10 protein-coding genes and 1 pseudogene are annotated in these 14,055 nt (G+C 40.5%); 2 read left to right on the top strand and 9 right to left on the bottom strand.

Translation table 11 applies throughout. The features are described from left to right. Positions 1 to 194 precede the first annotated feature (194 nt). From DW642_RS15505 to DW642_RS15470, 8 genes and pseudogenes are all read right to left on the bottom strand, one after another. Positions 195 to 566: a HEPN domain-containing protein gene (locus DW642_RS15505; protein WP_330410170.1), complete on the bottom strand. Its 372-nt coding sequence runs from the start codon at positions 564 to 566 to the stop codon at positions 195 to 197. Continuing rightward, positions 553 to 894 carry a nucleotidyltransferase domain-containing protein gene (locus DW642_RS15500; RefSeq protein WP_055220717.1) on the bottom strand — a complete coding sequence of 114 codons (342 nt, stop codon included), beginning with the start codon at positions 892 to 894 and terminating at the stop codon, positions 553 to 555. The genes DW642_RS15505 and DW642_RS15500 overlap by 14 nt, the downstream gene beginning before the upstream one ends. Before the next feature lie 270 nt (positions 895 to 1,164). Then, positions 1,165 to 1,263, bottom strand: a pseudogene (locus DW642_RS16710) (DEAD/DEAH box helicase family protein); the annotation flags it as partial. A 100-nt stretch (positions 1,264 to 1,363) separates the two neighbouring features. Next, a complete protein-coding gene (locus DW642_RS15495) occupies positions 1,364 to 1,969 on the bottom strand; it encodes a YczE/YyaS/YitT family protein (protein ID WP_117510997.1) in 606 nt (201 codons plus the stop codon). A gap of 140 nt (positions 1,970 to 2,109) precedes the next feature. After that, positions 2,110 to 2,958 (bottom strand): MBL fold metallo-hydrolase, encoded by an 849-nt coding sequence (locus DW642_RS15490; RefSeq protein ID WP_158555036.1) that lies wholly within the window; start codon positions 2,956 to 2,958, stop codon positions 2,110 to 2,112. A 21-nt stretch (positions 2,959 to 2,979) separates the two neighbouring features. Then, complete coding sequence (locus DW642_RS15485; RefSeq protein ID WP_117510993.1) at positions 2,980 to 4,539, bottom strand: carboxylesterase/lipase family protein; 1,560 nt, start codon at positions 4,537 to 4,539, stop codon at positions 2,980 to 2,982. 287 nt (positions 4,540 to 4,826) lie between these two features. Then, the gene (locus DW642_RS15475) at positions 4,827 to 7,670 is read right to left on the bottom strand and encodes a beta-glucosidase (protein ID WP_117510989.1); all 2,844 of its coding nucleotides are present in this window, start codon (positions 7,668 to 7,670) and stop codon (positions 4,827 to 4,829) included. 101 nt (positions 7,671 to 7,771) lie between these two features. Beyond that, entirely contained in the window at positions 7,772 to 9,469 is a 1,698-nt protein-coding gene (locus DW642_RS15470) for an extracellular solute-binding protein (RefSeq protein ID WP_055220729.1), read from the bottom strand. 865 nt (positions 9,470 to 10,334) lie between these two features. On the opposite strand from DW642_RS15470, the gene DW642_RS15465 reads away from it, so the two are divergent. Together DW642_RS15465 and DW642_RS15460 are read left to right on the top strand one after the other, a co-directional pair. Beyond that, on the top strand, positions 10,335 to 11,189 hold the full coding sequence (locus tag DW642_RS15465) for an AraC family transcriptional regulator (protein ID WP_117510987.1): 855 nt from the start codon (positions 10,335 to 10,337) through the stop codon (positions 11,187 to 11,189). A gap of 1,028 nt (positions 11,190 to 12,217) precedes the next feature. Then, positions 12,218 to 13,717 (top strand): serine hydrolase domain-containing protein, encoded by a 1,500-nt coding sequence (locus tag DW642_RS15460; protein ID WP_117510985.1) that lies wholly within the window; start codon positions 12,218 to 12,220, stop codon positions 13,715 to 13,717. A gap of 134 nt (positions 13,718 to 13,851) precedes the next feature. Here DW642_RS15460 and DW642_RS16085 read toward each other — a convergent pair. Continuing rightward, a partial coding sequence (locus DW642_RS16085) for a hypothetical protein (protein ID WP_207660215.1) occupies positions 13,852 to 14,055 on the bottom strand: 204 nt, incomplete at its 5' end.

Raw genomic sequence — 14,055 nt, 5'->3', positions numbered from 1 at the left:
GATTATGGCATAACTTGAAGTGAATAAAAAGGTACTCAGGTTCTACCGTTTACGGAGCATCCGTTGCGCTTATTAGAATAATATACTTTTACATAAAATATCCCTCAGGGCTTCAAACCCTGAGGGGCATCCTCGTTCATTTCAATTTTCCTTTTGTTTTTCAAGCTGTTCCATACAATATTTTTCTGCCAGAATTATAGATTCATCTGCAACTGAAATCTGCCGTTCTGATTCTTCTTTACTTGCAATATATCATAATCGCTGGCATGGCGAATCTCTTCTGCCTGTCCGATTTTCCTTCCCATTTCTCTTGGAAACACTGATGTTTTCACATAATCCTTATTGAAGTTAGCCACAGCATCCTTATGCCTTTTATATGCTTTACCGCTTACAGCATGTACTGCATTAATTGCATGAAAAATAGAATAGTATGCCCTGTTATTGGCTCCTTTATAATCTTCAATAGAAAATAATGCTCTTGCTGATTTCAGATCATTTCGGGCTGTTTCCAGACGATATAACACCAGATCCCGTCTAGTACCGATTTCCTGATTATGCTGCTCCATACAAAACTACCCCTTCTTTATGAATATTGGAATAAAATGGATAGTTCACAATCCACTTGTTAAAATGTGCTTCACTTTTTGCAATAGGCTTAATATCCGTGTCATGATCCATATTAAAGTCATAGGTCATGTACGAGAGCTGTTGTGCATATGCCTTTAATTCCAGATCCGACATATCTACCAGAATCATAATGTCCACATCAGAATCCGGACGGAAGTCACCCCTTGCATAAGAACCATAAAGGATTATCTGACGTACATGGGAACCATAAATCTTCTTGACCTCTTCCACATACTGTTTAATTAAATCCTGCATAATCTTTGGCATACATCATCACCTCATTTTCTGCTGATAATACTATAAGTTTCTCGATTCACAAATCTTTCTTCTTGATTTTATTATAACCAGTTTACCTTCGTTTCTCAATCAGTATTTTCCATGTATCAATTTTACTACTTTCTTCGACGAATTTTGTTCACCGTTATAGCCAATCCATCATGTCCATTTACTTTTAACGCATCGTTTATTATGCTTTATATAGTATTATTTTACCTTTCCAAATCAATATATGGTATGCAAATTAATATCAAGATACTAGGAGACAAAGTATTCCACTGCGTTTTCCGGGAAGAATTCCTTAAACTCACCATACAGCTGTGCTGCAAGTGTTTTATTGTGCGCTATGATCAAGGTTGGCTAAGCCCCATTAACAAGGCAAAGACCATCTGCATATGGATCCGTGTCTCCTTCGATGCTTCCAGCAACAGTTTAGCATCGTAATACCCAATTGCCACCTTTAAAAAGATAACTGTATCTTTTTTTCATAAATATTAATAATTCTTCCTATAAATAAGGCTGTCAGTATGGTTCCTATACCAAGACCATAAAAATGGGTATGATTAATTAAACATAAAATAATAGTGACAAACACAAGTGTAATATCAAAAGTATTTTTCACTATTGAAAAAGGAAAAGAGAAGACTTCTGAAATAGTTTTTACAATACCATCAGTTGGTGTTAAAATAAGATTTGTTTTCACGCTTAAAAATACGCCCATTGCAGTAATGAACATCGTCATAATAAAGCAAATAACCCTTAAGTATAAACTTAACGATAATGTAGGAATTATAAAATCATATAAATCAGTCAACCAACCAAAAGCAAACGATAACGGAATTTCTAAAATAAAAGTAACTGTGATCTTTTTGGATAAAATACATTGAATAATAACAAATATTAAGTAACAGATAATAGAAGCTGTTCCTAAAGAAATGTTATAGATTTGTGATATTGAATACATCACAGAACTAAAAGCAGCAACTCCTAAATCAAAGCGAACATTTAATACAACAGCAAAAGCTATTAAATTCAAACCAAGAAAATACAAAAAATATTTTTTCATTCTTATTACCTCATCATGTCTATGGTACTGTAAGCCACCAGAACCGGAGATTCTGCCTTGATGGCACACTTATAAAAAGCCCAAAGGTCTTGATTTCAAGGCTTTCAGGCTTAAGTTAACCCCAGCGGAGTCTGTTGTGTTTATCTTACTGGAATTTCACCTTCATCTATCAGTCTGTCTGGGGAAAATACAATACGGATTCTTCCGTCTGTCGCAACCTTGCAATCTCCGTCAAACGCATTCTTACCGCCATCCTCGATTTTCGCAGTTCCTGAAAGGATATTCTCACAGATGCGTATCGCTGTATTCATGATGCTATGATCCATGGAACCAACGAAAGGCATTCCCGCATATCCCACATGGCCATTAAAATTGCGGTCAAATTCACTTTCATAGGACTTGATTTTATCCAGAGCTCCCAATAGTGTATTAATACTGTCTCTGCAGAGCAGATTACCATTGCAGGCATCTCCAGAAAACAGGATTCGCTCTTTCCGATCAAGGAAACAACAGCCTCCCGATGTATGACCCGGTGTCTCAATTACCTCGATACTGCGTCCCCCCAGCTCAAACACCATCCCCTCCTTCAAAGGAAGACATTTTGGCATCTTTTGTATCCGCCGGATATCCGCAGGGCTACAGTCATACACATCGTAAGCTCCCATATTTCCCAAAAGTTCCACATAATCTGCGATGCTATCATAATTTATCGGTTTAAGACTATCCTCATCTTTTTCGTGAATATATACCTCTTCAAACTGAGCAGCTCCTCCGATATGATCCGGATGTCCATGTGTCAGCACTACATCATAGGGAAGCGGAGTCAGCCAGGAAATCAGCTTTTTCAGGTCTGTCATTCCGACACCCGTATCGATGAGTAATGCACGTTCCGTACCTTTTAACAAAAACATGGCTGTCATACCAGCCTCATTGATAACCCAGGTGTCTTTTGCAATCTCCGTCACCTGATATGTAGTCAGCTTTGCCATATGCATTCCATCCTTTCCGCATCAGTGCATAAATACATTTTCTGCATCCTCATCTAATGGTACAGTAAATGCCGGAGCATGTTTAACAAGAAGCTCCATCAGCCTGTGGTCATAATTATCTTTAACTTCGCAGATATTGTCAAAAATCATAATTGCCTCTTTACCTGGCTCACATACCGGCCACTGCGGAAGAGAAGGAACGGAAGGATTTCCGTATCTCGCAAAGTTTATCCAGGCACCACATATTCTCTCCTGCAGGCGGTCTGTTTCTCCCGGCACATTGCAGATAGGAATTCGGTCAATATTATGGAAAACAAACGGGATTTCAGAGCAATGCCATGCCAGTTTTCCTCCCTCATATGGGAATTCATAATTAAACATGTAGGAATATACGGGAGCTTCCTTATGTACTGACTTCTTCGCAATGAAATCTTTCGATGCATAACGGAAAATATAATCCAGCGACAGAACATCTACAAGGCGATTATTCGGATATGCTTTTTCGAATTCTGCTGCAATCTCTTCTGCATCCTCCTGAAAGCATTTTTCCAGAAGTTTCATCGTTTCCTCACGGGTCAGTTCATCCCTATTCTCCAGAACCGGCTTGAAATCAAATTCTCCAAAAACGCTACCCACTATCACCGGAATCTTTTTTGCTCCATCGGTAAATCCTACTCTGCGCGGATCACCGGCATACCATGAATTTGCTCTCGGCTCTCCTCCCACGTAGAGTCCTTTCTCCTGCAGCTTGGGTGACACCTTATTATATGCTTCCGCAAGGAAATAGTAAGGAATCGTTTCCAAATCCTCAACGGATTCCAACTTCAATTCCGTCAGAAGGGCCTCCACAATTGCGGTACCGTCATCCTCTGCCTCTTTTTTACCTTCTTCTATTACGCCGCTCTGGATAATCCCCTTATGGAATAAACCTTCTGCAGCCGGTGTATTCATCAGGGAATAAACTTTCATTCCACCACCGGACTGACCAAACAGGGTTACATTACCTGGATCTCCGCCAAAACCAGCAATATTGTCCTGAATCCAATGAAGGGCTGCGACCATATCTGCATTTCCCACATTAGCAGAATTGTAGTATTTTTCCCCATAAGCAGATAAATCAAGATATCCCAAAATATTCAGACGATGGTTCAATGACACGACAACCACATCTCCGTACTCACTCAGATGATCTCCCTCATACGCCACCTGTTCAATGGATGAGCCTGCAAAGAATCCACCTCCGTGCAACCATACCATAACCGGTTTTTTTGCTTCCGGATCCAGACTCTGTGTCCAAATATTCAGATACTGGCAATTCTCATCCATTGGCCAGTAACGATGTGGGATCATAACCTCCATCAACGGATGATCCTGCATCAGCATAGGGCACACATAACCATAGGCCAGAGCATTTTTAATACCTTTCCATGGTTTTACCTCTCTGGGCATTTGAAAGCGATCAGCATCAGCATACTTGATGCCATAGAAAGTGTATGTAGAATTCATCTTAAATCCCCGTATCTTACCCGCCTTAGTCTGAACTACCGGTTCTGCCTTACTACAGTAAAAACAATCTCCCATTTTGTATTCCACCTTTCTTTAGTAATTTTATGTATATCTTATTTCATTACCATTTTGTCATTTTTTTGTTACCGTTTTATTACATCTCTATCTCCACATACAGTTTGCATATTGGTCTCTTCCTGTATTGCAGCCCGATACTGAGAGGAAGTCATATGATAATGCTTTTTAAACGCACGAAAAAAGTTTTCCGTATTTTCATATCCAATCTCTTTTCCGACTTCAGTCATCCTCTCATTTTCTAAACTTTTTCACCTCATTATACAATAATTGTTGATACCCATCTACTATAATCCCATACATTTCAGAATGATCCGAAGATTATGGACTGCACATCTTTGCACATCTCCGAGACACAGACGAGGTTTCTTATCCAAATGTCCTTTGTACCCGATTGCTCTGCCATCATCTAAAATAAAAGCAACTTCCTCATTGGCCGGGCATATCTTTGGCACAAAGCTTGCCGGATCATTGAAAAATGTTTTCATATCATTTGCCTGCATGTAGACTTTTTCCCCATCAACCAAAATCTCTCCATCCTTCATCTCGGCAGTATGTCCTTCACCCAGAGGTGCCATGACTGTATCCGGTCCTTCCGGATCAACCGTAAAGGAATTCCAGCGGGCTGCGAAAACCGGTGCAAATGGTACTTCCTGCACCATAATTACCTGCCCACGTTCATCAAACTCCGGCATAACTGTTCTCACAGCCTGAAGAATATTCATGGCCCTTCCTTTTCCTCCCGGCATAATCAAATCATTTCCGGCATGCATGGATTTCCAGGGTGTACTGCTGCCTCCGTTCCAATCAGTCATGATCAGACCTTCAAATCCCCATTCTCCGCGGGCAAGATCCGTACATAAGTCATAACTATCTGCTGTAGGAACACCGTTGATCAGATTGTAGGAACTCATGATAGACAACGGCTGAGATTCCTGAATAGCAATTTTATAGGGTTCCAGATAAATCTCCCTCAGTGCCCGCTGACCAATCACAGAATCCACAGCATTCCGATTCGTCTCCTGATTATTAGCTGCATAATGCTTAATGCATCCACCTCCTCCTGGCAGGCTCTGAAGACCGCGTACCATTGCTGACGCCATCTTTCCAGATATGAGAGGATCTTCAGAAAAATATTCAAAATTTCGTCCGCACATAGGATCACGCTGAATATTCATTCCTGGTCCCAGAAGCAAATCAATCCGCATTGCCTGCATATCTGCTGCCATTCCGCATCCTACCTGTTCCAAAATTTCCGGATCAAAAGACTGAGCAAGAAGCGTACCCACCGGCCATGCCGTACAGTAATGGTATACCTGCCTCTTTTCCCCCGATTCCAGATCGGTTGCCTCAAACTGCTGTGTGATACGCACACCGCCCGGACCGTCTGCCAATACAATAGAAGAAACACCATAACTTTCCAGTGCGTGTGTTGTTTCCCCTGCCGCTCCAGGTACAGATTCCGAACTGGCTCCAATCACAGGATTGTTCTCATCCTGCACACCCCAGCCTGTACCACAGCAAAGATCCGCCAATTGTGCAGCATCAAGCTGTGCGGCAAATTCTTCCATTGACACTCTGCCCGAAGCCACATCATTCAGCTTCCATTCTTTCTTTTCCACATACCGTACTGTTTCGTAAGGCATAACCGGCTGATAGCTGGTATCTGTCGCATATGTAACCACCTTTTCATCGCTATAGGCTGAACGCGAATCCAGCGTTTCCGGTATCTGCACAGCCAGAAGAACCGGTACATCCTTCCATATAGTTTCATCCTTTCGGTCAGTTAACCCCTTCTTTTCCTCCAAAGTTTCCGTTAACGGAAGCTCCACCAATACCTGTTCTGTCAAAGCAGTTTGTTCCAGCCGAATCTTGCACACCGGTTTTGTATCTCTGGAAGAAGTACCGATACGCACTCCATAATCTCCTTTTGACAGAATATAACCTCCTGCATTTTCACTATAAGATGCAAGATTACGCAGCGGTATGCGGATTTTGATATCTTCCTTTTCGCCCGGTGCCAGTAACATCGTTTTTTGGAAACCTTTCAGCTCCTGTTCCGGCATATCCATCTCCGATACCGGTGCAGAAACATATGCCTGCACAACTTCACGTCCGGCAAACGCTCCTGTATTTTCTACTGTTACGCCAAGAACCAGTGTATCCTCATCCAGCGATGCCTCCAGATTTCCCAGTGCAAATGTCGTATAGGAGAGTCCATAACCAAAAGGATAACCCGGCTCAACATTAAATGTATCAAAGTAACGATAACCTACATAAATTCCCTCCGTATATACTGCCTTATTAAAATCCTGAAGGAAATTGCCTGCCGTAGGATAATCTTCATATTTTTTTGCCCAGGTTGCGGTCAGCTTTCCTGACGGTGTTGCCTTACCTGTGAGAATATCGGTAACGGCGGCTCCTCCCTCCTGTCCTGCCTGCCCCATGAGAAGAATAGCATCCGCACAAGCCGCCTCCAGATCCTGCACCGATATGGAGCCCGGAACATTCAGCACCAGTACCAATGAGGAAAAAGCTGACCGCAGCTTTTTAAGATTATCCATCTCCACTGCAGAAAGCCTGTAATCTCCAATTTCATACTTTTTATCCCCAATGGATACTTCTTTTTTCATGAAACGATCATTTCCCTCACCGGAATTTCTCGAAATGACACAAATAGCAGTTTCTGTTTCTTTTGCATATTCTTCCAGTTTTTCTGTTGTCAGCGTTTCCTCCGGAAACGCAAAAACACTCATGACCTGGTCCTTCATCTCTCTTTTGGCCAGATCATAGCATCTGGCCCACGCCATCTGCTGTTCCCGGTTCACAATCTCAAAACCTTCTGTTTCCATAGCATTCAGAATATTAATATGATAACGCAGAGACTGATCCACATCCTGATCACCACCGCCGGAAAGACCGCCGTTAAAAGGATCTCCCGATCCCGTTCCGCCGCGGATTGTTCTGGCAGCTCCGTTTCCAAACAAGGCAATCTTTCCCCTGCCCTTTAACGGAAGAACCCCATTTATGTTTTTTAAAAGTACCATTCCCTGCGTCGCCGCTTCTCTCGATATTGCAGCACCGCTGATCTCACGTTCGGACATCGGCGGATATATCGTATTACTTTTCATATTTTTTCCCTGCCTTTCATTTCTATTCCCCTCTTATCCATTTATGAAAAGAACCTGACTCCTTACGAATCAGGTCCCTTTATCAGTTTCCATATTTTTGTTTATGAAATTTTTTCTGCCAGGAAATCTGTCATCATCTGTTCTGTTTCTTCCAATCCATTAGCCTCATAATCCGCAATCAGCTTATCCCAGTTTGCATCAAAATTATCTACACTTTCTGTTACGCACTTAATCAGTCCCGGCCATGCAATCTCATTCAGAATTTCCACATTGTTCGTAATCTCCTGCGGTGTCGCATATGCCCAAAGTGGGGAATACGGCGGTGTTTCGAATTCATCTGGCTGCGGGAAGATATCGGTCAGCATCTCTACATTCCATGCTTCACAAGCTGCCTTCTGCTCCTCGTTATACTCTGCAATTACAGATTCTCTCGTAACAGGTGTGTAAGGATTACCATTTTCATCCACTGCACCGTCTCCATAAATCGGAAATCCCGTATAATTGCCAATACCAGTATTTTTTCCGTAATCCGGATCAGAACTTGCTTTTGCAATCTCTTCTTCCGTACGATATCTCATTCCATTCTCATCTACAAAATAGTTTTCTCCTTCAACACCCCATTTGTAAAGTACTGCACCCTCATCGGAGCAGAGATAATCAAGGAATTTAATTGCACGAACCGGATCCTCACAGTCCTTTGTGATTGCCAGTCCGTATCCAACCTGAAGACCCTGATACATCAGTGTGGGTGCCTTCGTCTCAGCATCAATTGTCACAGGAAGCGGACAATATGTTTTATCCAGTTTTCCTTCTGCTTTCAATGTTGCTTCCGCCTGTCCATAATGCCAAAGTGCATCAGTAATAGCTACAACACGTCCGCTGGCAAGCTTTGCAATGTAATCGTCATCTGTCTGTGTTGCAAAGTTTGGATCCAGAATTCCCTCATCATACATACGACTCAGCCATCTGAAATATTCTTTTTCTTTATCACTCACATGCTTATAAATGCAGTTATAGTTATCATCAACAAGCCAGGAACCGTTATCCGGTGCACCATCAGCAATAAATCCAGCGGGATTACTGAGTGTAATGAGCCAGTGCCAGTCAGCAGCACTCATGGAAATACCAATGGTATCCAGACCATCATCGGTTTTAGGATGTGCTGCCAGGTACTGCTTGATCAGGGCTTCATACTCCTCCAGAGTCTTAGGATATTCATAATTATTTTCCTTAAGAGCTGCGTACTGTATCTGGCAGTTTCCTCCGGTTGCCAAAATCTGGTATCCTACACCAGCATAAGAAAGCTGATATATTCCTTCATCTCCAGAACCCCATTTCAGCTTTTCAAACTCATCGCCGTACATTTTTTTAATATTTGGACCATATTCCTCGATCAGATCTGTCATATCAATAAGTGCACCTGCCTCATACAGACTGTTTACACTTTGCTTAGCATAAATCATATCTGGATATTTGTCCTCAGCAATCATCAAAGATATATCCTCGTCAGGATCGCCTGTACTGGATACCGGATAGGAAATATCCAAAGTCACACCTGTGGCTTCAGTAATCGCCTGAGCAACAGGATTTTCCCAGTTACCATTTTTTCCGTCTGCATTGTAGTACTTGAAAGTTATAGGTGACAAATCATCCTTACTGTCCCCAGTACTGCTCTCGCTGTTTTCATTCTTGCTGCTTTCGCTCTTACTGCTTTCCGTATCCTTGGAGCCACATCCTGCCACTGTTCCAACGCAGAGTGCTGCTACCATAAGCAGAGCTAAAATTTTCTTCCTTTTCATGTTATTCCTCCCTATATTCTTAGAAAGTCCTACTATAAGGCCAAACATTTGAGATTTTACAATACCTCTATTATTTGTCTCTCATTGCAATAACTCTCCAAAATTATTTTAGATTTTCACGCGCGTTTTTACTTATCTAAAAGATATCATGGATAGTATATTGGAAGATATAGAAGAATTAACCTTTAAATTTAGAAATATTGACTAATCATTTTTGTAAAAAAAGGTACACCCGTGCGAACCTTGAAAATTTCATATAAAACAATAAATTTATGTCAGGAAATGGTATCATGATCTCAGATTATTTGTGAGGTGATCCCATGTCTTTTGCTAAGAATGAATAATTTCTTATTCACAGAAGAAGGGACCAGGGTTATCAGCTGTCCTGCCGGAAATGCCCCGAAAAGCTGCAGCTATATCAAGCAGACAGGGCAATGCCGGTCAGAGGACTTTTAGCCACAAAGCTTCGGTTCGGAATTAAACTTGCAGCATTGAATTTTAAGAAACTGTCAGCATATCTGGACAGTCTGGATCAGTGCGCCTTACTTTCAGCAAACAGCTAAAAAAGCAACAAAGAATCTGAATGTATGTTAATGGAAAACACTACTAATATGAAATATTTGTTGTCTTATATGAAATTTTCAAGGTACGTTAGTTAATGAGTTACTATAAAACGAGTGTTTTGACACCCATATCATACTTATTAGACATTTTTAAATTAATCTGATATACTTTACATGAGTTCTCGCAATGAGAATACTACACATATCTCTATGGGATACAGAAATGCGTACTACGTTTATTGATGACGGAAAATAATCACTCTCTCCTATTTGATTGAAATCCAGACAGGGAGGTATAACGAATGAAAGATTATGGAATTTATGAAAAAGTAAAACTAAACGGAATCGTTCCTGGACGATTGATTCGCCATACCCGGGCGGACAGTGCAATCATAAAAAGTCACTGGCATCCAGAGTTGGAAATAAATACGGTTTTTGAAGGCTCTTCCCGCTTCTTTATAAATGGAAGAATTGAAGATGTAACGCCTTCACATGTTGTTGTGATAAACAGCAGAGAAGTCCATTCGTCTATCCCTTTTTTTCCACAGGGCGGGATCTGCGTTACAGGGGTTACGATACAAATCAGCTACGATTTTCTAAAAAAAGTGATTCCAGATTATGATAACTGTTACTTTATTCTTAACAATATGGCAGAACGGAAGATACAGTTACTTCTTGAAGAAATGAATAAGAAATGTAAAACACAAGATGCAGCATATATGAATATTTATGCAATCAAACAAATTTGTGAAATTGTGTATATTCTTGCAACAGAATGTTGTATGAAACGGGAAAAGTTCGAAGCGACAAGTTCGGAAAGTTTTCAGCGTTTTGAACATGTTCTTAATTATGTTCATGAAAACTACAGCAGCAATCTCAAGACCAGTGAAGTAGCAGAACGTTTTTTCTTCTCCAAAGAATATTTTTGCCGTTTATTCAAAAAAAATACAGGTATGACATTTAATCAGTATGTGACACAGTGCAGGGTTATTCATGCAGAACAATTGCTTAAGGACACAAACACACGGATCTCTGAAATCGCTCAGGAGGTGGGCTTTTCGGATGAGGGAAGTTTTATCGCTCAGTTTAAAAAATATTATTCGAAAACCCCTGGAAATTATAGAAAAATGATAACAAAAAATCCATTTTATGATTAGGGGGTCAAAAGGTACACCCGTGCGAACCTTGAAAATTTCATACAAAACAACAAATTTATGTCAGGAAATGGTATAATGATCTCAGATTATTTGTGAGGTGATCCTATGTCTTTTGCTAAGAATGAATAATTTCTTATTCACAGAAGAAGGGACCAGGGTTATCAGCTGTCCTGCCGGAAATGCCCCGAAAAGCTGCAGCTATATCAAGCAGACAGGGCAATGCCGGTCAGAGGACTTTTAGCCACAAAGCTTCGGTTCGGAATTAAACTTGCAGCATTGAATTTTAAGAAACTGTCAGCATATCTGGACAGTCTGGATCAGTGCGCCTTACTTTCAGCAAACAGCTAAAAAAGCAACAAAGAATCTGAATGTATGTTAATGGAAAACACTACTAATATGAAATATTTGTTGTCTTATATGAAATTTTCAAGGTACGTTAGTTAATGAGTTACTATAAAACGAGTGTTATAAAAATGACTGGTCAATATTACTAAATTCAAAGGTTAATTCTCCTATATCTTACAATATACTATCTATGATATCTTTCAGATAAGTAAAAGCGCGCGTAAAAAACTTAAAATAATCTTGGAGGATTATCACAATGAGAGATAAGAATAATGGAGAGATTGCAAAATCTCAAATGTTTGGATACGCACTTTTTGGCTGTGGAGCTAATTGTCTGGGTGGTATTCTTGGTTCTTTTTAACACTGTATCTGACCGACAATCTGCTGTTGTCCATGTCGTTTATTGCTTTTATGATGTCTGCCGGACGTATTATCAACGCAGTGACAGAATTTTCAAGCGGTTTTATCATTGACCAGACACACACTTTGTCTCTGTGTAAATATGACGCTCAAGCTGCAAATAATGGCATTGCACAATCTTCTGTCACCCTGTTTGCTGAAAGATGCGGATATGCAGTCGTTCCTTTGGTCTGTAGCATTTTGTTAGTTTTGATTAGTAACTTTATGAATCCAGATGAAGAAGTTATAAAATTGAGAAATACCCAATAAAGGAGAGAATTCTAATGACACAATTATTCAATAAATTTTATATTCCTGAAGATGTAGGCATTTCCTCTGTAGCTATTGCCCAGTTTCTGAAAGAATGTGATGAAATAAATTATAAATTGCGGACTCTTCATATTGTTCGCCATGATAAAGCGATAGCAGAAGTTTCCAAATATCCGTTTTGTGCACTTGATAAAAGATTGGTATATTCCGTAAGCAAAACATTTACATCCACGGCTATAGGGATTGCGGTAAAAGAAGGTTTGTTGCGGGTAGATGATTTCGTTCTTGATTATTTTCCGGAATGTCGAGATTTGGACATGGATGATGCAGCCCGTACCATAAAAATTTGCCATCTTTTGACTATGAGTACGGGTCATGGCGTGGATACAGTGGGAGATATGTGCAATGGCATAAGACCCTGGCCGGAAATCTTTTTTACCAGAAAAATAGTATATGAGCCAGGAACTCATTTTGTCTATAATTCCGGAGGAACTTATATGCTGTCAGAACTTATCAGCCGTGTGACTGGCATGTGCCTGAAAGATTGGTTACAGACGCATCTATTTGATCCTCTGGAGATTACAGATGTCAGTTGGGATAAACATGGAGATGTTAACACTGGAGCATGGGGGCTTTTGATTGCTCCACGTGATCTCACAAAACTGGGACTTTTGTACTTACATAAAGGTGTTTACAATGGCATACGCATTCTCACGGAAGAATGGGTTACGGAGGCATCATACCCCCACATTTCCACAAACGTGCAGGGATGTGCCGGATGGGGCCGCCACTATGGATATCAAATTTGGGAGAACAGTCCGGGGAGCTATCGTGCTGATGGAGCATTTGGCCAGTATTGCATGGTATTTCCGAAAATGGATATGGTTATTACAACTACTGCTGAAGAAACGGATGGAAGCAGAATTTTCCCTCTGATTGAAAAGTATATCCTTAATAACATAACTGAGCAGCCGAAACCTCGTGATGCATGGTGTTACCAATACATGAAAAACGTAATGAACCAGTGGGAAACTCCTGTTGTATATTCGCCGAGTGCTTCTTATCTAATGCATATGCTTCAGGGAAAAGAATTTGATTTACGCAGTCGTACATCAGATGAAAAACATACTCTTCGCTTTGAGATTGGCAACAGCCGTATGGAGTTTGTAATCGATGAAATACAGACTATTCACAGTTCCTGTACTGTTGATTTGTTTGGAGAAACCACATATGCAATTGAAATTCCGTCAAATAGCCCACTTATTGGAGACGAACAGAGAAACCGTATTTGGAAATATGCTGCCCATCACAGTTGGGTAGACCAGAGTACCCTTATTTTGACTATATGCTGGCAGGAAACCGGGCATTCACAAACATGGAAATTCTATTTTCATGAAAATACCTTGACTTTGATTGTCACAGATAGTACTAAAGGAATGTTTGAATTGTTTGGTGCGGTGAGTGACCGGAATGTAAGATTTGCTGATATGATTTTTGATGGTGCTTTTAGATAGAAACACGTAAAAATACTCCGGGGATTTTTATTTTTCCCCGGAGTATTTCTGTCAATATAATGTTCATTATTTTTTTAGAAACCCTTAATTTTCTCACCACACACAGAACACATTTCCAGAATATACTATATTTATCAAATGAAACAGTTACCTATTTTGTGAACTTCCTGAAAAAAGTATCCTAAAGACTGTTTTCCCCATCCCTCACCAGTCAATATCATCATCTCTTCCGTGAACCTCACATGACTAAAGTCACGTGCTTCCGGCCGCTTTAAGCGGCAGACAAAATATCGGCGGATACGCCTGTTATTTAGATTTTGCACAGATATGTGCTTCTT

It is taken from the genome of Blautia sp. AM23-13AC (assembly GCF_003435675.1).
Classification (GTDB): domain Bacteria; phylum Bacillota; class Clostridia; order Lachnospirales; family Lachnospiraceae; genus Fusicatenibacter; species Fusicatenibacter saccharivorans.
The sequence above is the reverse complement of the archived record's forward strand: the minus strand, read 5'-3'. Positions and strand labels throughout refer to the sequence as shown.